We start from the raw sequence: 20,379 nt of genomic DNA, 5'->3' as shown, positions 1-20,379 counted from the left end.
GCGGCGGGTCGCAACACGCTATGACAGATGCCCGAACGTCTTCTTCTCAGCCATCTGCCTCGCTGCAACCGTCATCTTCTGGCTATGAGTCCTGAGCCTAGAAAGAAATTCCCTTAATTCTCTTCCCTTTATGCAGGGCAGCTTCACGACTGAATAATCTGGCCGACTCTATCAACCGGCCAGAAATAAATGTAGTCAAATGCATCTGAAATTGTTTGAAAACAAATCATTGATACAAAATAAGAAAAGTTTTTTGGTGTCGTCTTTTTTCCAAAAAGGCGGTGTCTTCTGAAGCTTTTTGAAAAAAGCTTCACCAAAAACTTTTATAATTTCAGAATATTATTGAGCCTAACGTTTCAAACAGCCTCTTACTACCCTGAATGCCTGGTCCCGGGAGGTTGCCCGCAAAAACTTTCGTTATTTCCCATCAACAGGTTGTTTTTCAAACAACCTGTTGAAAATACAGGTGGCTATCACTTCCTCAGCCGCCCGTGCCGCCCACAGTCAGGCCGGTCATTTTAAGGGTGGGCTGGCCCACGCCCACCGGCACGCCCTGCCCGGACTTGCCGCAGGTGCCAATACCGGGGTCAAGGGCGGGTTCACCGCCAATCATGGTCACCTTGGTCATGGCATCCGCGCCATTGCCGATCAGGGTAGCGCCACGCACGGGAGATGTGATCTTGCCGTCCTCGATCATGTAGGCCTCGGATGCGGCGAACACGAACTTGCCCGAGGTAATATCCACCTGCCCGCCGCCAAAATTAACGGCATACAGCCCGCGTTTCGTGCTGCGGATCATGTCCTCGGTCGTAGCATCGCCACCGAGCATGATGGTGTTGGTCATGCGCGGCATAGGCGCGTGGGCGTAAGACTGGCGGCGGCCATTGCCGGTGGGGGCAACCCCCATCAGGCGGGCGTTGAGGCGGTCCTGCAGGTAGCCGGTCAGGATGCCATCCTCGATCATGACCGTGCGCCCGGTGGGCGTGCCTTCATCATCAATGGTCAGACTGCCGCGCCGCTCGGGGAGCGTGCCATCATCCACCACGGTCACACCGGGGGCGGCCACGCGCTGGCCCATCAGCCCGGCGAAGGCGGACGTGCCCTTGCGGTTGAAATCCCCTTCCAGCCCGTGGCCCACGGCCTCGTGCAGCAGGATTCCGGGCCAGCCCGCGCCCAGCACCACCTCCATCTCGCCCGCAGGGGCCGGGCGGGCGTCCAGGTTGACCAGCGCCATGCGCAGCGCTTCGTCCACCGCATTCTTCCACACGTCCTGAGCCAGCAGGCGGCTGTAGGAATAACGACCGCCTAACCCGTGGCCGCCGCTCTCGCGCCGCCCGTCCTGCTCCACCACCACCGATACGTTCAGGCGCACCAGCGGGCGGATATCGGCCATGCGCTGCCCGTCGGGCCGCAGGATCTGGATGGCCTGCCACTCCGCCGAGATCGAGGCCATCACCTGCACCACGCGCGGATCACGCGCGCGGGCATAGGCATCAAGCTCCGACAGCATGGCCGCGCGCGACGCGAATTCACCCTCCGCCAGCGGGTTGATGTCGGGATAGAGGCGATGGTTGGTTGAACGGGGGCCTGCGGCCAGCGTGCCCGAACGGCCCGCGCGCACCTGGCTTACGGTCTCGGCCGCGCGGCGGATCGCGCTTTCACTGATCTCATCGGAATGGGCGAAGCCGGTTTCCGCCTCCAGCACCGCGCGCAGGCCGAAGCCTGATGATGTATCGAAGGTGGCAGAGCGGATGACGCCTTCATCAAGCGAAATGCCCTCGCTTTCACGATATTCCAGGAAAAGCTCGCCATCATCCATTCCCTCGAGCGCCTGCTGCACGAGGCGCTCGGCATCGGGGCGGCCAAGGCGGGCACCGGCGCGTTCAAAGAACAGGGCATCAGTTGCGGCCAGCGGGGTGAGACCCTGAAGGGATGAGGGCATGAAAGAACGACTCCGGTTTGGCGGAACAGGAAAAAACACGAACGCTCGGGCCGCGCAGGCCGGGAGGGCACATAGCATAGCCGGATTTGTACCCTATGGAAAAGCAGGGACATGTTCATGACAGCCACCATGCCTGAAAATGAACTTCCCTCCATCTACATGGTTTCCCTTTGTGGTAGGCAGGCAAGGCAGGGCATGTTGCACGGATCATATTTGTCTTTTTATTATCTGGAGAATTGGCGTCTCGTGAAAGTTTTACTCCTGTGCGGTTCAAACCTGTCCCGGTCCGCGCCCCGCCAGGCCGGGCTCGTGCTGGCCAGCATTCTTTATGCGGGCACGCCCGCCCTGGCCCAGACAGCGCCTGATTCCACACAGGCCACGCCTGCCGTCCAGACTCCCGCTGCCATCCCGTCCGCGCCCACCGGCACGGAACGGACAGCAGCGGCACCGTCGGCCCCTGCGCCCGCCGCCAGCCCGGACACGGCGGGGGAGCAGATCTATTCGGTGCCAACGCCCGAACCGCTTTCGGGGAGCGGAAGCATGCCACCTGCACCAGCCACCACCACGCCATCCGCAAGCCCCACGCCGGACAACGCCACAGCGCCCATGCCCGCAGGCGGTGGCGCGCCCACGCCCGCCGCGCCGCCCCAAGGCGGCGCCCCGGCCAGCCCGCCCACGGCCACGCCGGGCGGCAGCAGTGCCGACCATGCAGACGCCACCCCGCCAGGCACCCAGCCCGCCCAGACCATGCACAAGGATGGCCCGGCCTCAAGCGGCAGCAGCCCGGTCCCGCCAGCCGATGCCCTGCTGTCTGACGCGGCAGCGCCTGCTGCCCTGGCCCAGGACCTGCGCCCGCCCTCGATCGCGCTTGACGGCCTGTTCCAGGCCATTGGCGAGGCGCATATCTATACCGACGCCAAGACCGCAGCCGACGCCGTGCCCGATGAAGCGCCCGCCGACCTCATGGCGCAGTACAACCTCGCCCGCCAGCGCCCCGATTTCTCGCTCAAGGATTTCGTGGCCCAGCACTTCACGCTGCCCGAGCGCAAGACCGTCTCCTACCAGCGCACGCCCGATGAGAACGTGCGCGACTACATCGTGGGCATGTGGGAAGTGCTCAGCCGCCCGCCCGACACGCAGGTGGCCTATTCCTCGCAGCTGCCCCTGCCCTTCACCTATGTGGTGCCCGGTGGCCGTTTCAGTGAACTGTATTACTGGGACAGCTACTTCACCATGATCGGCTTGTACGAAAACCAGAAGATCGACCTCATGCGCGACATGGTGCGCGACATGGCTTCGATGATCGACCGGTACGGCCATATCCCCAACGGCAGCCGCACCTATTACCTCAGCCGGTCGCAGGCGCCGTTCTTCTCGCTGATGGTCGATCTGCTGGCCATGCATGACGGGCAGGTGGCCTACACCACCTTCCTGCCCGAGTTGCAGGCGGAATACGACTACTGGATGGACGGACAGGATTCCGTAGCCCCCGGCGGGGCCTACCGACACGTGGTGCGCCTGCCCGATGGCACGATCATGAACCGCCACTGGGATGACCGCGACACCCCGCGCGATGAAAGCTACCCGCAGGACATCGCCACGGCCGCCGAGTCCGGCCGCCCCAAGAACGAGGTGTACCGCGACCTCCGCGCAGGTTCCGAAACCGGATGGGACTTCAGCTCGCGCTGGCTGGCGGACGGGCATACGCTCTCCACCATCCACACCACGGAACTGCTGACCGTGGAGCTCAACTTCCTCATCCCGCACCTGCAGCAGACCCTGGCCCACGCCTATGACCTGAAGGGCAACAAGGAAGAAGCGGCCCGTTACGCCCACCTTGCCGAAGAACGCATCAGTGCCGCACAGCGTATCCTGTGGGATGAGCGCCGCGCGGCCTATATCGATTATGATTGGAAAAAGGGCGAATCGACCTCCATCCTGTCAGGTGCGACGGTCGTGCCGCTGTTCCTGCAGATGGCAACGCCCGAGCAGGCCAAGGCCGTATCCGAAACCGTGCGCAAGAACCTGCTCAAGGTGGGCGGCCTGATCGCCACAGAGCGCACCAATAGCGGCCAGCAGTGGGACGCCCCCAATGGCTGGGCCCCGCTGCAGTGGATGGCGGTAAAGGGCCTGAACCAGTATGGCTATGACCAGCTGGCCAGCGACATCGCGGCCCGCTGGATGGGCCGCGTGATCGGCACCTACGAAAAATCCGGCGTGCTGCTGGAAAAATATGACGTGGTCAATCCCTATATCAGCCCCAAGGGCGGCAAGGGCGGCGGCGAATACCCGATGCAGATCGGCTTTGGCTGGACCAACGGCACGCTGCTCGGCCTGATGAACCGCTACCCACAAAACACCCGCGTGGTGCTTGACCGCAACCCGGCGGCGGATCAGCCCTCGCCCCAGCCCCTGCCGCCCATGAATGCCTATGGCGTGCAGAGCGATGCCGATGCGCTGAACCGCTACACCCAGCCAACCGTAACGCTTACCCCGCGCCCGGTGGCCCCCACCCCCACGCTGCCGCAGGTTTCAAGCGTGGGCGCCAGCGCGCCGATCCCGACTACCGAAATGCCACCCCGCCCATCGGCCACGGAGGCGACAGCCCCAACCACGCCGCCGACTGAAGCACCCGCGGCGAATGCTACCCCGGCACAGGCCGCAGCACCGGCAGCACCGACTTCACAGCCTGCCCCAGCGGCACCCGCCACGCCTGTGGCCAGCCAGCCCGCGCCGTCCACGGCCCCTGAAGCCAGCACGCCGCCCGCGGCAACCCAACCGGCGGCACCGGCCAACGCCCCGGCCAGTGATGCGACAGCACCTGCAAACCAGCAGGCCGCGCCCACGAGCCCGGCCACACCGTCACAACCGGCCCAGCCGTAAAAACACAGGGGGAAGACCAGCCGGTCTTCCCCCTTTTTTCATGAGAACCACAAGGACGGTTCTGGTGAAGGTTTTTTCAGCAAGCGTCACGAACACCGCCTTTTTGAAAAAAGCCGGCACCCAGAAACTTTTATTATTTGGTGAGATATGAAAACAGGCCGGTCACCCAAGGGCAACCGGCCTGCAAATCTGGTCGGAGTGAGAGGATTCGAACCTCCGGCCCCTGCGTCCCGAACACAGTGCTCTACCAGGCTGAGCTACACTCCGTTGCAGGCGGCTATACTAGCCTGCTCCCTTTTGCGCAAGGGGATAGATGAAAAGTTTTACAACGTCGTCACCGTATCACGCGCACCTGTGGGTGCCGGAAGGGCGGCAAGAACGGCCATAAGGGTTGCCACGTCCGGCACCACCGCAAACAGGTCGCGGGCACTTGGTGAGGCGAATCCATCCTCGATACAGGCATCGATCATGGCCAGCAGCGGGTCGGCCCAGCCTGCGATGTTGACGATATAGATCGGCTTGTCATGCTGGCGCAGCTGCCGCCAGGTCATGATCTCGATCGTCTCGTCAAACGTGCCCAGGCCGCCGGGCATGACCACAAAGGCATCCGAGCACGCAAACATGCGCGCCTTGCGGTCATGCATGCTTTCGGTCACGGTCAGGTCGGTCACGCCTTCATGCATGATCTCGCGTGAATGCAGAAAGCGCGGGATCACCCCCGTCACCGCGCCACCTGCCGCCAGCGTGGCATCGGCCACCGTGCCCATGAGGCCGACATGCCCGCCGCCATAGACCAGCCGCACGCCCGCCTGCCCCAGCGCCGTGCCCAATGCGCGCGACTGGGCTGCATATTCCGGCCGCGAGCCGAAACGTGATCCACAAAAAACCGCTACAGATGAAATCCGCATCTATCCAGCTCAGCTCCCGCAAGGTTGGTCACGCGCCGCGCCCTTCAGCGCGGCAGGAATTTCAACGCCATGGTGACACCCACGCCTGCCAGCGTAAACAGGGCCGAGACCAGAAACAGCGCCCCGTAGCCCATTGTCTGGATCACCAGCCCCAGCAGCGGGCCGGACAGCCCCACGGCAATATCAAGAAACACGGAAAAAGCCCCCAGGGCCGCCCCCCGGTTTTCCGCCCCCACGCGGCCCACGGCCAGCACCCCCATGGCGGGAAACACCAGCGAGAACCCGGCCCCCGTCAGCGCCGCGCCAAGGGCAGCCCCCCCCACGCTCGAGCACTGCCACAGCACGACCAGGCCCAGCGTTTCGACCAGCAGGGAGATGAGGGTGACCTGCAACCCGCCCCGGCGGTCGATCTGGCGGGCGAAGAGGAAGCGCATCATCACGAAGGTCAGGCCGAAACCGGCCAGCGCCACGGCAGCGCCATTCCAGTTGTTATGGGCATAGAACAGCGCCAGGCAGGCGGAAATGGTGCCAAACCCCACCGACCCGCAGGCCAGCACCGTGCCATGGGGCAGCACGCGCATGAACACCTGCCTAAATGGCATGGGCGGCGCCTTGGCGGGCACGGGCGGCACCGGCGCATACTGGCGCGCCAGCACGAGACCGAACAGCGTCAGCCCCGCCGAGAGCGCGCCCACCAGCGTCAGCCCCCCATAGGGCATGGGCAGGCCGGACAGGAGCTGCCCGATCGGCGCGCCAAGGGCGATGCCGCCATAGGAGGTCACGCCATTCCATGAGATCACCTGCGCGGTGCGCCCTGCCCCCACGCGGCCGATGTTCCACATGATCGCGCCAGTCGCCGTCCAGCTTTCGCCTATGCCCAGCAGCACGCGGCTCAGGATCAGCAGGCAGATCGACAGGGCGGCAAAATGCAGCAGCACGCCCGAGGCCAGCAGCATCAGCCCCGAGAGCGTGCACATGCCCAGCCCCACCATGACCGAGGGCTTGGCGCCACGCCGGTCGGTCTGCCGCCCGGCCCCGGCGCGCGAGGCGAAAGTGGCGAGATACTGGACCGAGACCGCCATCCCCGCGAGCACGGTGTTGTAGCCCAGCACCTGATGCACAAAAACCGGGATAACCGCCATTGGCAGGCCGATATCGATGTAACACAGCAGATTGAACAGCACGACGGGCAGTATCCGCCGTGTCGGTGACGCCGATGATGCCTGCGGCCCGGTCATGATATGCCTGCACTCCCCATAGAAAACGAACGCACCGCACCGGCGCGCATGACAACCCTGATTTCCCGCCCCGCAAAAGAGCTTGGGCACAACGCCGGATACGGCTTATGGAAAAAACTGAAAAAACCAACCCGCAACCATTCGTTCCCGCACCACAGCCCCGTGCAGGATGCATGCAAACGCATCAACCGGCCCCGAAGGAGACAGCTTTCATGACACAACGCCCCACCCCCGATGCAGGCGGCTACACCACGCTTTCCACCCGCACGGCCTATGAAAACCCCTGGACCCGCGTGCGCGAGGACATCATCCTGCGACCAAACGGCCGTGAAGGGCTGTACGGCGTGGTGGAGCGTGGTGATTTTGTCGTGATCCTGCCCTTGTGGGAGAGGCCGGACGGCCCGCACGTCACCCTGATCCGCCAGTACCGCTATCCCATACAAAAGCGGATGTGGGAACTCCCCATGGGCATGTGGGAACACCGCCCCGACGCGACACCCGACGCGGTGGCGCGTGGTGAACTGCGCGAGGAAACCGGCCTGATCGCCACACAGATGCGCGATGCGGGGCTGTTGTATCAGGGTGCGGGCTACACCACCCAGAAGGGTCGTGCCTTTCTTGCCACCGGGCTGACACAGGGTGCCCACCAGCGCGAGGAAACGGAAGAGGACATTACCTGCCACACCGTTCCCCTGTCCGAGATGGAGGCGATGATCCTCGATGGGCGGATCACCTGCATGGTCACGATTGCAGCCTTTGGCCTGATCCGCGCTCGGGGCTGGATCTGAACGCCCGGGCCGCATGAACCCTGAAAGGGTTTAATGCCGCCTTTTTTAAAAAAGGCGGCATCCGGAAACGTCTACTTTAACCTTGGTCTGAAACGCCCCGGTCACGCCGCAGCGGCGTGAGGTAACGCTCAAGGTTGACGCGCAGCGGCATGAGGTAGGTGTTGCCACCCGCGCGCGCCACGACATCCATCATCCGCCGGGCGAAGGTAATGTTGGCCTCAAAAGTGGGCTCGAACCCATGGGGGAAGATGACGTGGTTCGTCGTCTCCCAGTACGAGCGCGATTTCGGCCCCACCACGGGTGAGATGCCCCAGAACACGTTTTCCCCGTGCAGCCAGTTCATGCACAGGTCAAGCATGGGCAGGTCGAATATGGGCTGGGTAAAGAAGCCGATGGCGCCAGCTTCCTTCTTGCGCGCGATGGCCTCCATTTCCTGATACGGCGCGCGGCGATACGGATCGAACGCGGCATAGACATCGAGATGCGGCGCCTCGCGGCGATAACGCGCAATCACGCTCTCGCTGCTGTTGGGATAGGTGCGGTGGCGCAGGTCCGATGGCGGATCGCCCTTGACCACCAGCACTTCGCGCAGGCCCGGGTCATCCGCGCCCGGCAGGGGCGCGTCGGGGGCGATGTCAATGGCGCGGATATGCGGCACCACGCGCGGGAAGACCGGGCGCACCAGCCGCGCCGCCTCCCAGCTGCGCAGCGGAAAGCGCAGCAGGTCGGGAATATTGATCATCCCGGCATCAGGAAACAGCCGGGCGACTTCATTGGCATCACGCAGCAGGGTTTCCGCGTCACGCGGGATCAGTTCAACGGAAGTCAGGGTCATGAGGCTCGTTTCCAGTATTCAGCGTGCCTGCCCTGTCACGATCAGGCGGGCGGCATCAAGGGTGTTGCGCAGCAGGCAGGCAATGGTCATCGGCCCCACGCCGCCGGGCACGGGCGTGATGAGGCCCGCGCGTTCAACAGCCTCGTCAAACTTCACATCACCCACCAGCCGCGTCTTGCCCGAAGGCAGCGTGACACGCGAAATGCCAACATCGATCACCGTAGCACCGGGCTTAATCCAGTCGCCGCGCACCAGTTCGCGCACGCCGGTCGCCACCACCACGATATCGGCCTGACGGGCCAGGGCCGCCGTATCACGCGTGTCGATATGCGCCACGGTTACGGTGCAGCCCTCCTGCAGCAGCAGTTCGGCCATGGGGCGGCCCACAAGGTTCGAGGCCCCGATCACCAGCGCATCCCTGCCGCGCATGTCGCCCACGTAATGGCGCAGCAGCAGCAGGCAGCCCAGCGGGGTGCACGGCACGATGCCCGGCAGCCCCAGCGCCAGGCGGCCTGCATTGACCACGCCCAGCCCGTCCACATCCTTTTCGGGTGCTATGGCGTTGGTGACGGCCACGGGGTCAAGGCCCGCGGGCAGCGGCAACTGCACGAGGATGCCATGGATCTCGGGATCGACGTTGAGCCGTGCGATCAGGGCGAGCAGTTCTTCCTGCGAGGTGGTGGAAGGCAGCATGTGCATGAACGAGCGCATGCCCGCGCGATGGGTCTGGAGCGCCTTGTTGCGCACATAGACCTCGCTTGCAGGGTCATTGCCCACCAGCACCACGGCGAGGCCGGGGGTGACGTGGTGCTTTTCATAAAAGGCGCTGACATCGGCCGCGATATCCTGTGTGAGGCGGGCAGCGAAACCCTTGCCATCAATCAGGCGCGCGCGAGACGACCCTTGTGCATCGGATAGTGCTGGACCGGTCATCATTCCCTCCGGAAACGAACATGCAATGCGTGCAGATACGGCAATAAGCCCTGCCCCGACAATCAGTGCGGGCCGTTTTTTTTGGGCGGGAGCCTATAAAGCCGCCTTTGTGCCGTGCTGGCGGGAAAGGGGGAGATGAAAAGACACCCCGGCATTATTCCCTGAAGCGGACAGGGTGACTGACAATGGGTCGATGGTGTCCGGCCCGTCTTGTCGTTTCACTGCCACATGATAGCGTGCGGCGTGGCCCGGAATTTCATGGAAAGCAGGATGATGGAAAACAGGCAGGCGCTTTCCGTAAAAGAAAAGATGGCCTACGGTTGTGGTGATGCCGCCTCCAACATGATGTGGGGCATGACGTCATCCTACCTGATGTATTATTATACGGATATCTATGGCCTGCCGCTGATTGCCGTATCATGGATACTGCTGGTGGCCCGCGTTGTGGATGCCTTCTGCGATCCGGCCATTGGCTATGTTATTGACCGCATGGGTGGCCTGATCGTGCCGCGCCTGATCCGCTCCCTTGCCATTCCCTTCGGCCTGACGGGTTTCATGTGCTTTCTGGCCCTGCCGCTTTCACCTGCGGGAAAAGTTGTGTGGGCGGGAGCAACCTATATCGTGTTTGGTGCCATCTATTCCTGCATCAATACGCCCTATGGTGCGCTGGCCGTGATGATCAGCCGCTCCGCAACACAGCGGGTTGGCCTCAATGCATTCCGCATGATGGGCTGTCAGGCCGGGTCGCTGCTTGTAGCGCTGCTGACCATTCCCGCCATTACCTGGCTGGGCGGAGGCGACAGCGCGATGCAGCACCGGTATGGCATGGCGGTCTATGTGCTGGCGCTGTCGGTTCTGGGCAGTGTTTTGTGGCTGTGCGTGGCGCGCGGCTGCACCGTACGGCACCCGCCTGCGCCCGTGCGACAGAACCTGACGGTAACGCTGCGCCACCTCTGTGCAAACCGGCACTGGGTGCTGAGCAACCTGCTCGCATTCTTCTATTTCGTGGGGCAGGCCGCCCTGTTCGGGTTTGCCCTGTATTATGCCCGGATTGTTCTTGGTGGCACGGAGCAGCTTGGCGCCAATATCATTACCTTCATTACTGTGCTGCTGTTTGCGGGCGTGCCCGCGTGCCTGCCGCTTGCCAGACGTATGGGGACCGTGCGCAGCGGGATCATATGCCTGATCGCACAGGGAGCCGCCTATGTGGCGATGGCTTTGGCGGGTGCGTCCATGACAGGCTTTTTCCTGTCCGTAGCGCTTCTGGCACTGGCCCAGGGCGTGATGTCCCCGCTGTATTACACCTTGCTGGCACAAGCCGTGGATGATGGTGACCCGCGGACCTCGACCGGATCGGCCGGTCTGGCGTATTCGATCAATACATGGATCACGAAGCTGGCGATGGGACTGACCGGCTTCGTTCTGGCGCAGTTCCTGTCACAGGGCCATTACATCGAGGGTGGGGTTGCGCAGCCAACGGACCTGTGCGCGTGGATTACGGCGGGCTTTGTGTGGCTGCCACTGGGAGCAGTCTGCATGCAGGCGCTCTGCCTTCTGGCTTGGCGGGACAGGAGATGAACATCCTGCTGGCGCGGTAATCGGGTGAGCCAGGCATCCTGCCAGATTTTTGATGCTTGACCTCACCTGATTCTGGCTGACCCGGCCTGCCCGCTATAATCCCCACACACAAAAGGGCCGGAACAGAACTGTCCCGGCCCTCATATCAGTCCGTCCGGTCTACCCGGTCTTACTGGTCGTCATCATCATCGGTCGGTGCATCGTTATCATCGGCATTGGGGCTGACCGCCACGAACACGCTCTGCCCGTTGCGCACCACACGCAGCAGCACCGAGTGATTGGCCTGGAAAGCCTGCCTGATGGCCGAGACGGTGGCGCGCGGGTTCTCAACCGGCACCTCACCCACTGCCTGAATGACATCACCAGCATGGATACCGGCCTGCTCGGCAGCCGAGCCGGGCTGCACGTCGCTCACCACCACGCCACGCACGCTTTCCTCCAGCCCGAGCTGCTGGCGCAGGTCAGGCGTAAGGGGGGCAAGGGTTACGCCCAGCTTGGGGCCCTTGTCGGCATCATGCGCGTTGTCGCCCACCGTGCCATCGGCCGTGCCGCCCTTGCCCAGGCTTGAAATCAGCACGGTTGCCGTCTGCGGCTTGTTGTTACGCAGGTAGGACAACGATGCCTTGGTGCCCGGCGTAATGGAGGCCACATTGACCGCCAGCGTATGGGGCGTGTCGATATTCTGCCCGTTCAGCTGGGTCACCACGTCACCAGCCTTCAGCCCTGCCTTCTCGGCCGGGCTGCCCGCGCTGACACTGGCCACCAGCGCCCCGGTGGCCGGAGCCCCCGTGGCGGAAGGCTTCAGCCCCAGCGCGCTGGCCATGGACGGCGTGATTTCCTGCGCCGTAACACCCAGATAGCCGCGCGTGACATGGCCGGTCTTTTCAAGCTGCTCGACAATGTTCTTCACGGTATCTGACGGAATGGCGAAGCCAATGCCGATCGACCCGCCCGAGGGCGAGAGGATGGCGGTGTTCACCCCTACCACCTTGCCATCCTGCGTGAACAGCGGACCGCCGGAATTGCCGCGATTGATGGGCGCATCCACCTGGATGAAGGAATCATACGGGCCATCACCGATATCACGCCCGCGCGCGGAGACGATGCCAGCCGTGACCGTGCCGCCAAGGCCGTACGGGTTGCCCACGGCCACCACCCATTCGCCCGGCTCGACCCTGTCGGAGTCACCAAGTTCGATAAAGCGCAGCTTGCCCGAGGGCGAGACCTTGAGCAGGGCGATATCGGTCTTGGAATCACGGCCCACGATCTTGGCGGGCAGCGCCGTGCCGTCATCCAGCGTAACCGTGACCTTGGTTGCGCCCTTGACCACATGGTTGTTGGTCACGACGTAGCCATCGGGCGATATGACAAAGCCCGAGCCACGCGCCTCAACCGTGTGGTGCGCCTGCTGCGGCATCATCTGGAACGGGAACGGGAACGGAAAGCCGCCCTGCATGCCGCCGCCCATTTCCTCGCCCGTGTCAGCATCCTTGATGCGGGCCGTGATCGAGACCACTGCCGGTTTGACCTGCTTGACCAGGTTGACGAAGTTGGGGAGCTGCTGGATCTGGGTATCGGGGTGGATCACCCCGGTTTCATCGGCCCGCGCCACAGGTGCGCAGGCCAGCCCGGCCCCGACAACCGTGCTGGCCACCAGAGAGGCCAGCAACCGCGTGCGAAACCGGCGGGAGGAAAGGGTGTTCGACCTTACTACGTCTGACATGGCATCCCTGAGCATGGAGGTCCTGCTGAAATCTCGAAACAACGGGGCGGGACTGGCCGCCTGAGCATTACAGTCCCATTCCCTGCATTGTGCCGCAAGAGAGCCAACCCGTGTTATACCGTTGCATGACAAATAGGTTAGGCGCGCTTATGGGCAAAAAAATCCCGTAACAGCGCCCCGGCCTCGCGCTCGCGCACGCCGCCCACCGTTTCGGGCCGGTGCAGGCAGCGCGGCTGCGCGAATACCCGCGGGCCATGCTCCACGCCACCACCCTTGGGGTCATACGCGCCGAACACGATCCGGCCGATACGAAAATGTACCGCCGCCGCCGCACACATGGGGCATGGCTCAAGCGTGACATAAAGCGTGCAGTCGGCCAGGCGCTGACCACCGCGCAGGCGCGTCGCAGCCCGCATGACCTGCATTTCGGCATGAGCGGAGGGGTCATGCCATTCCTCCACCCGGTTGCCCGCGCGCGCGAGCACCTGCCCCTGCGGCCCGGCAAGGGCAGCCCCCACCGGCACCTCACCGCGCAGCGACGCGGCCCGTGCCTCCGCCATCGCGATATCCATGAAATAAGCCGGGAGCGGACGTGTCATACCCGCATGATACCCAGCCCCACCGCCACGGGCCAGCGTTGTGCGACGGCACCACTTTTCCGCGACCGGCGTAACCGTGCCCGGCCCTGTCAGTTAACCGCTTACGCGACGGGCGTTACAGCCGCCCTGCCTCATGCAAACAGGCCGCTCACCTGACCGGCCACGCGACAGATCGGAGCGCAGTCACCCCACACACGGAGGAAAGGGTCATGCATACACTTTCGCTCATTCTGGCAACTGCCGCGATCGTGGCAGGTCTGGCTACGTCCAATGACCTGCACCCCATCGCACGCCCTGCCGAGATCTGCCTGCTGACCTGTGCGCCGCAATAAGCATTTCTTGCAGAACGCTGTAAAATATAAAATTTTATGGTGAAGATGCTTTTAAAAAGCTTCAAGTAATGCCGCCATTTTGCAAAATGGCGGCATCCAGAAACTTCTGTTTGATCAATATTGTATTCAGGGCAGCGGCAGGTCGTTCACGGTTACGATGCGCCACCCCTCCGGCAGGCGCTCGATCACACTCAGCGCCAGGTTCTGGATGGAGAAATGCAGCGCCGTTTCGGGGTGAATGCGCAGGGCATGGGCCAGGGCCGCGCGAATGGCGCCGCCATGACTGACCACCACCATGTCCTGCCCCTCATGCTCGGCGGCAAGGCGGTCAAGGCAGGCCCCTACGCGCGAGCACACCTGCACCATGCTCTCGCCCTGCGGCGGCAGTTCGGTTGCCCCCACCGACCAGAACGGATGGGCGGGCAGGCTCAGCCTGTCGGGCAGCGTATCATGTGTAATGCCATGCCACTCGCCCATCGACTGTTCGGTCAGGTCAGGCTCCACGCACCATTCATGCGGGCCATACCCGGCCTTCTGGATGGCGCGCGCGGTATGCTGGGTGCGTGACAGCGGCGAGGTAAACCACAAGGCCGGGCTGGGCAGGCGGCGGGCCAGTGTTTCGTACATTCCGCGCTGCGCCACGAGGCTGTCGGGGCAGAGCGGCACATCCATCGCCCCATACAGCCGCATGCGAGCATTCTGCTCCACCAGGGCATGGCGGATCAGCCAGAAGCGGGTTACCCCCTTCTCCAGTTGCGGGGTATCAAGAAAATTGCCGTGGTTGGTCTGTATCGTCACACCGGAAATCCATCATGGGAAAAACAGGAAAAATTCAGGCAGGCAGAATCGCACGCGCGCGCCAGCCATGCGGCAGGTAGGTCTGCACCGGGGCCATGGCGGCAAGGCGGGGCCAGTGCCGCAGGATCAGGCCAATCTTGTCAAGGATGCGCCCAACATTGCGCGCCTCGCGGTGCAGGCGTTCGGTCGGGTCCATGCCCTCATGCGAGGGCTCGCCCGAAACCAGCCGCGCACCGGCTGAAATACGCAGCGCGCCCGCCAGTGCGTCCGGCAGGTCAGGATGGGCCAGCGGCACCGGCTGACCCACATGGCACAGCACCGCAGCCAGCTCTGCATCAGCGTCATCAGGAGGGATGCAGCCGGAAAGATCGGTATTGAGCCACGCATAGAGCTGCCGCGCCTCGGCCACCGCCAGCGGGCGAAAGCCCCCTTCAGGGCTATCAGGTGCGCGGACAAAAAAGCTCATGATGGTTGGCAGGCAGTCCCATGCCTCATCGGGGCCGGGCCGGGCGGGCGCAACAGACGGCAGCAGTTCCAGCACGGGACGGGCCGCGATCTGCGCCGTTACGGCGGCAAGGAAATTACGCAGCCGGTCGCGCACCACGGTGCGGGGTATGATGCCAAACGCCGCTATTTCAGCCAGTGCCGCCTGCCAGCGCAGGATAAGGCCGATATTGTGCCCCGCCGGCAGGCCATCACGCGCGCAGCCCGCGGGCCAGGCGGCCCGATAGCTGTAATCCGCCAGCCCGGCGGGCAGGCCACGGGGCCCGTCAAGCCTGCGGCGCACGCGGGCAGGCAGCAGCAGCGCCCCGCAGAAGGGTGGCCCGGTAAAGAATTTGGAGCCGGTCACCATCACCATCCAGCCCATGTCCAGATAGGCGCGTACCCGGGCCGGGTCGAGCCGCGCCTGACAGGCATCCACCACCACGTCGGGCCGGGTATCCGCATCCGCGCCAAGCGGAGCAGTCGCCTGTTCCAGCGCCGCAAGCCCCGGCGCCAGCAGGCCGGTCTTGGACAGGTCAAGCCGGTGCAGCAGCACATGGCGGCCTGCCGCGCGCAGTTCATGCGTCAGGTCGCAGGTTTGCGCATCCACCTCCGGCAGCGCGCGGACATGGCCCGCCCCATCGCGCATGGGCACGTTGGCCACAACCGTATCATCAGGGAAGCCCGCAATGCGCGCACCCCGTGTCACGCCGTGGCCGAGGGCGGTGTCATTGGCAAAATGGCGGCCCTGCGCGGCGAGGGGCACGCCGCTGCCCGTCTCCTCGGGGGCAAGAAGGATGTTGCTGACGGGGCGGCCACCGGGGGCCAGCGCTGCAAGGGCCAGCGCATAGAGTTCGCAATCCGTGCCCGACGGCGCCAGCACGACACCTTCATCATCGCTCAGGCCAAAAGCGCTGGCGATGCGGGCCTGTATATCGGCATCCTGGGCCTGCGCCGCCGCCTCCGCCTGGCCCTGCAATGCCCCCGCCACAAGGGCGAGACGGGCCGTTTCGCCCCCGGCAAAGCCACGCTCGGACAGTGACGAGGCCGTGGACGAGGCAAAGGTGATGGCCCATGGCCGGGGCCGGTGCGAACAGCCGTAATGGTTCAGCCCCGTTGCCGGGTCCACCGCCAGCCGGGCATCGCCGCCGGTGGCCATCAGGGTCTCGATCGGGCCAAGCAGCTTCCATAAAAGAGCCAGCGCGCCCTGCAATGCCGTGAAATCGGCCTCCACCGGCAGCGCGGCAAGAGCTGGCTGCAAGGGGGCGAGAGCAGGCCACATCGCGTGCAGGGCGGCGCTGTCGGGCACGTCGGGCCCGGCCATCAGGGGCACCCAGGCGGCAGGTGCATCCGTGTCGGCGCGGCCCGTATCGAGGTACCAGAACAGGGCCGCCGTACGGGCAGCGCAGAAGGCCGCATGAAAAGGCTGCCCGGGTGCGCGTTCCAGCAGGGCGGCAAGTTCCAGCGCATGGCGCAGGAAGAAGGCCGTCTGCTCCAGGTTGCCCTGAAGCGGCAGGCCCAGCACGATCCCCCCATCGGGCAGGATGCGGAAAGGGGCTTCAAGCACCGGGTCCAGCACAATACGCCGCGCGCCCGCGATCACCCGCAGGTCTGGCCGTTCCAGAACACGCAGCAGTTCCTGCGTCAGAGTATGGGCGAACACCGTGCTGTTTCCTTTTCCACGTTGTCAGGCGGCATGACCCAGCCCGCCTCGGCCATGATGCGGCGCATATGGTCCGGTGGGGAGGCCAGCGCCCGCACGGGCGGGTCAAGCGGCAGGATGATGCCGCGGCTCATGAGGTGTAGCGCCCCCGCCATGGGCGCGCCATAGCGCACATCCCCCCGTATGGGGCAGCCGATCAGGGCGCAATGCGCGCGGGCCTGATGGGTGCGCCCGGTTTCCAGCACCAGTTCCAGCCAGCTTATGGGCGCGCCCGCCGCATCCCTGCCCTGCCCCAGCACCCGCCACCGCGTGCGCGCAGGCGGTGCGCCCTTCACATTGGCCTGCATGCGCCACTGCCCGGCTTCTTCCACACGGCCAAGCGGGGCTGCAACCACGCCAGACAGCCCATCAGGCATGCCATGCACGATGGCCCAGTAGGTCTTGTGGGCCTGGCCTGCGGCAAAACAGGCCTGTGCCGCCACCAGCGCCTGCTTGCGCAGCGCCACGACCAGACAGCCCGCCGTATCCTGATCCAGCCGGTGCGCCAGCCATGGTCCGTTGCGATGGCGTGACAGAAGGGGAAACCAGTCCTCGATGCTCGGCCCGCCCCCGCGGCCGGGATGGACCGGCAGCCCCGGCGGCTTGTCGAGCACCACGAAGCGGCTGTCACGGTACAGAACCGTGAACGGCAGGGGGCCAGTGGGCCGCATGGATGCAGCCCGGGGCGAAAGTGGCCTCATTCGTCTTCTGTCGGGCGGCGCATCAGCACTTCACGGCGGCCCACATGGTTGGCCTCGCTGACCAGCCCTTCCTTTTCCATCTGCTCAATGATCTTGGCCGCCCGGTTATAGCCGATCGACAGATGGCGCTGGATGAAAGAGGTCGATGCCTTGCCCTCGCGCGCCACCACCTCAACCGCCTGCGCGAACAGGCCATCTTCCTCCGCGCCGCCAGAGGGAGCAGCGAAGGGCTTGTCAGCGCTGTCTTCTTCCTGCGGCGAGATGACATCATCATCATAGATCGGCTCGCCCTGCGTGCGCAGGAAGGCAACAACAGCCTCCACCTCCGCATCCGCCACGAACGGGCCGTGCACACGCGTGATCCGCCCGCCAGCCTGCATGAACAGCATATCGCCCCGACCGAGCAACTGCTCGGCCCCCTGCTCGCCCAGAATGGTGCGGCTGTCGAACTTGCTGATGACCTGAAAGGAAATGCGCGTGGGGAAATTGGCCTTGATGGTGCCGGTAATCACATCGACCGAGGGGCGCTGGGTGGCAAGGATGAGATGGATGCCCGCCGCGCGCGCCTTCTGCGCAAGGCGTTGCAGCAGGGCCTCGATCTCCTTGCCCGCCACGATCATGAGATCGGCCATCTCGTCCACCACGATGACAAGATAGGGCAGCGAATCAAGGGCAAGCTGCTGCTCCTCGAAGGTCGGCTTGCCGGTTTCGGGATCGTAACCGGTCTGCACGCGCCGGGTCACGATCTCGCCACGCTCACGGGCTTCGGTCACGCGCTCGTTATAGCTGGCGATGTTACGCACCTGCAGGTGCGCCATGGCGCGATAGCGGCGATCCATCTCGCGCACTGCCCATTTCATGGCCGCGACCGCCTTGGCCGGTTCCGTCACCACCGGGGTCATGAGGTGGGGAATGCCCTCGTAGATGGAAAGCTCAAGGATCTTGGGATCAATCAGGATCAGGCGGCACTGCTCGGGCGAGAGGCGGTAGAGCAGCGACAGGATCATGGAGTTCACCCCCACCGACTTGCCCGACCCCGTGGTGCCTGCGATCAGCAGGTGGGGCATGGCGGCAAGGTCGCTATAAACCGATTCACCCGCGATATCCTTGCCAAGCGCAAGGTTGAGCCGCGCGGGGGAATGCGCCCATCTGGGATCCATGAGCAGTTCGGAGAAATAGACGGTCTCGCGCCGTGAATTGGGCACCTCGATGCCAATCACGTTGCGCCCCGGAACGGTGGCGATACGCACGCTGAGCACCGACAGGGACCGCGCCACGTCATCGGCCAGACCAATCACGCGGGCGGCACGAATTCCCGCGGCGGGCTGGAGTTCATACAGCGTCACCACCGGGCCTGCATGATAGGCCACGATCGTGCCCTGCACCCCGTATTCGGACAGCACGGTCACAAGCTGGGCGGCATTGGCCTTGAGCAGTTCCTCGGTCGGCTTGGTCGTGGAGGCAGGCGGCGGCGGTGTCAGCAGTGACAGCGAGGGAAACTGCCACTGCGGCTGCTGTGGCGGCGTATAGGCAGGCGTGGCGGCGGATGCCGCGGGTGCTGGCGAATCATACGCATCCGCGCGGGCGGCCGGTTCCTCCGCGCGCGAGCCACCGGAGAAAAGGCGCGAAAAGATGTTCGGGCGCGCGGGTTCCTCAACGGCGGGCGGCGTGCCCGGATGGTCGGTGACGGGCCTGTTCTCGGGCGGGGCCGGTTCGTCATGCCATGGGGCGCGGTCCGTTGCCGGATCATCGCCGCCGACCAGCAGCGGCTGGGGCACGTCCTCATCCATGCCGGGCGGAAGCATCCAGTTACTCTGCAACGACACCTGCGCCGGTCGCCCTCCTTCCACCTTGCGGTTGCCGGGCAGCGCCGGAGGCGCGGCATCCTTCGGCCGGGCCGTGGTGGCGGGCATGTTCGCTGTATCCGGCGCGCGCAGGCTGCTCGACGGGGCGGTATCGTTCACCGGCATCAGGCCCGTGCCGGTGGCAGCCGCCTGCGCGGGACGCGGGGCTTCAGCATGCGGTGCGGGAGCCGTCAGGCCCGTATTGAAAAGGGGTTCATCCTCTTCCTCGATCAGCGCCGCCATTGAGGAAGAAGGCGCTGCGGCGGGTGCCGCCTGTGCCGCTGGCGGACAGGCCGGAGCCTGCCCCCTGCCCTGGCCAGCTTCGGGCCGGGCCGTCATACGGCGCAGCCAGGCTGTCAGCACCACGGGCTGGCGCAGCCCGAACACAAGGCCCCGCCCCATGCCCTGCCATTCCGACAGGGACAGGGCAAGCGCCAGCAGCACCAGCAGGGCGCCAAGCACCAGCCCCAGCACCCACACGAGCAGCGGCCCACCGCGCCCCATGAACACGGTGGCGGCCTGAATGGACATGTGTGCCACCGACAGGCCAACTGCCCCGCCCAGCCCGGCCTGCGTGGGCCATTGCGGCGCGTGCAGTCCCATCAGCAGTGGCAGGGCCGCAACATCCGCCGCAATGACCGGCAGGCCGCACAGCAGGGCAATGAGACGCAGCAGCGCCGATGCCAGCCCATGGTGGCGGATCAGCCGCCAGCCCCACGCCATAAGGCAGAAAATGGCCAGCGTGCCCACGATCCCGAAATCCTGGAGCATGAAATCCGCCATATAGGCGCCGGGCCGCCCGAGCAGGTTGCCTGGCGGCTGCGCGCTCGAGGTATTGGCGGAGGGATCACGCGGATCATAGCTCCATAACGCGATGGCGAGACACAGCGCGAGAATCCACAAACCCACGCCACCGGCTTCAGCCAACCGCTCGCGCAGGCGCGAACGGGCCGGGCCAGAGGAAAGTGATTCAGGAAAAAAACGGCTGAAGATCGCCAAAAATCCACATCCCGATCATAAGGCCCGCCTGCGGGGACCAAAAGCACGAGGGAGATGACCTTTGCATGCCGCGCCTGTCATTCCCGCCAAACG

Annotated in this window: 15 protein-coding genes, 1 tRNA gene and 1 pseudogene; 5 read left to right on the top strand and 12 right to left on the bottom strand. The window is 64.6% G+C overall.

The window, feature by feature from the left end:
• Positions 1-88 (top strand): annotated as a pseudogene (locus tag CDI09_RS13885) (IS5/IS1182 family transposase); the annotation flags it as partial.
• Between the two features lie 393 nt (positions 89-481).
• On the opposite strand, the gene tldD reads toward CDI09_RS13885, so the two are convergent.
• Positions 482-1,942, bottom strand: coding sequence for a metalloprotease TldD (tldD, locus tag CDI09_RS13880; protein WP_078525658.1), 1,461 nt, complete (start codon positions 1,940-1,942; stop codon positions 482-484).
• Positions 1,943-2,548: 606 nt separating this feature from the next.
• Between tldD and treF the strand changes: the two genes are divergently transcribed.
• The gene (treF, locus tag CDI09_RS13875; RefSeq protein ID WP_408884502.1) at positions 2,549-4,825 is read left to right on the top strand and encodes an alpha,alpha-trehalase TreF; all 2,277 of its coding nucleotides are present in this window, start codon (positions 2,549-2,551) and stop codon (positions 4,823-4,825) included.
• A 190-nt stretch (positions 4,826-5,015) separates the two neighbouring features.
• Here the strand turns inward: treF and CDI09_RS13870 are convergent.
• From CDI09_RS13870 to CDI09_RS13860, 3 genes are all read right to left on the bottom strand, one after another.
• Positions 5,016-5,092: transfer RNA gene (locus CDI09_RS13870), tRNA-Pro, on the bottom strand.
• A gap of 56 nt (positions 5,093-5,148) precedes the next feature.
• Positions 5,149-5,733: an LOG family protein gene (locus tag CDI09_RS13865; RefSeq protein WP_078525656.1), complete on the bottom strand. Its 585-nt coding sequence runs from the start codon at positions 5,731-5,733 to the stop codon at positions 5,149-5,151.
• A gap of 44 nt (positions 5,734-5,777) precedes the next feature.
• On the bottom strand, positions 5,778-6,971 hold the full coding sequence (locus CDI09_RS13860) for an MFS transporter (protein WP_078525654.1): 1,194 nt from the start codon (positions 6,969-6,971) through the stop codon (positions 5,778-5,780).
• A gap of 212 nt (positions 6,972-7,183) precedes the next feature.
• Here CDI09_RS13860 and CDI09_RS13855 point away from each other — a divergent pair, with 212 nt between their 5' ends.
• A complete protein-coding gene (locus CDI09_RS13855; RefSeq protein ID WP_078525652.1) occupies positions 7,184-7,759 on the top strand; it encodes an NUDIX domain-containing protein in 576 nt (191 codons plus the stop codon).
• Between the two features lie 76 nt (positions 7,760-7,835).
• Here the strand turns inward: CDI09_RS13855 and CDI09_RS13850 are convergent, their stop codons facing one another.
• Both CDI09_RS13850 and folD read right to left on the bottom strand, forming a co-directional pair.
• Complete coding sequence (locus tag CDI09_RS13850; protein WP_078525650.1) at positions 7,836-8,594, bottom strand: methylenetetrahydrofolate reductase; 759 nt, start codon at positions 8,592-8,594, stop codon at positions 7,836-7,838.
• Between the two features lie 18 nt (positions 8,595-8,612).
• A complete protein-coding gene (gene folD, locus CDI09_RS13845; protein WP_078527893.1) occupies positions 8,613-9,527 on the bottom strand; it encodes a bifunctional methylenetetrahydrofolate dehydrogenase/methenyltetrahydrofolate cyclohydrolase FolD in 915 nt (304 codons plus the stop codon).
• 273 nt (positions 9,528-9,800) lie between these two features.
• On the opposite strand from folD, the gene CDI09_RS13840 reads away from it, so the two are divergent.
• Positions 9,801-11,105 carry an MFS transporter gene (locus CDI09_RS13840; RefSeq protein ID WP_078527891.1) on the top strand — a complete coding sequence of 435 codons (1,305 nt, stop codon included), beginning with the start codon at positions 9,801-9,803 and terminating at the stop codon, positions 11,103-11,105.
• Between the two features lie 169 nt (positions 11,106-11,274).
• Here the strand turns inward: CDI09_RS13840 and CDI09_RS13835 are convergent, their stop codons facing one another.
• Positions 11,275-12,843: a Do family serine endopeptidase gene (locus CDI09_RS13835; RefSeq protein WP_078525648.1), complete on the bottom strand. Its 1,569-nt coding sequence runs from the start codon at positions 12,841-12,843 to the stop codon at positions 11,275-11,277.
• Positions 12,844-12,965: 122 nt separating this feature from the next.
• Positions 12,966-13,427 carry a nucleoside deaminase gene (locus tag CDI09_RS13830; RefSeq protein WP_236944439.1) on the bottom strand — a complete coding sequence of 154 codons (462 nt, stop codon included), beginning with the start codon at positions 13,425-13,427 and terminating at the stop codon, positions 12,966-12,968.
• Between the two features lie 209 nt (positions 13,428-13,636).
• Between CDI09_RS13830 and CDI09_RS18865 the strand changes: the two genes are divergently transcribed.
• Positions 13,637-13,759 carry a hypothetical protein gene (locus tag CDI09_RS18865; protein ID WP_257788357.1) on the top strand — a complete coding sequence of 41 codons (123 nt, stop codon included), beginning with the start codon at positions 13,637-13,639 and terminating at the stop codon, positions 13,757-13,759.
• 126 nt (positions 13,760-13,885) lie between these two features.
• Here CDI09_RS18865 and CDI09_RS13825 read toward each other — a convergent pair whose 3' ends face one another.
• The 4 genes from CDI09_RS13825 to CDI09_RS13810 are packed head-to-tail and all read right to left on the bottom strand — an operon-like array spanning position 13,886 to position 20,286.
• Positions 13,886-14,557, bottom strand: a complete 672-nt coding sequence (locus CDI09_RS13825; RefSeq protein WP_078525647.1) for a histidine phosphatase family protein — start codon at positions 14,555-14,557, stop codon at positions 13,886-13,888.
• A gap of 34 nt (positions 14,558-14,591) precedes the next feature.
• Complete coding sequence (locus tag CDI09_RS13820; RefSeq protein WP_078525645.1) at positions 14,592-16,703, bottom strand: hypothetical protein; 2,112 nt, start codon at positions 16,701-16,703, stop codon at positions 14,592-14,594.
• Entirely contained in the window at positions 16,685-17,413 is a 729-nt protein-coding gene (locus CDI09_RS13815) for an RluA family pseudouridine synthase (RefSeq protein ID WP_249034032.1), read from the bottom strand. Before CDI09_RS13815 ends, CDI09_RS13820 begins: the two co-directional genes overlap by 19 nt.
• Before the next feature lie 26 nt (positions 17,414-17,439).
• Positions 17,440-20,286, bottom strand: coding sequence for a DNA translocase FtsK (locus CDI09_RS13810; protein ID WP_110571362.1), 2,847 nt, complete (start codon positions 20,284-20,286; stop codon positions 17,440-17,442).
• Positions 20,287-20,379 lie beyond the last annotated feature (93 nt).

Source organism: Komagataeibacter nataicola (assembly GCF_003207795.1).
GTDB lineage: Bacteria > Pseudomonadota > Alphaproteobacteria > Acetobacterales > Acetobacteraceae > Komagataeibacter > Komagataeibacter nataicola.
Note: the sequence above shows the minus strand (reverse complement) of the source record. Positions and strands in the feature narration are given on the sequence as shown.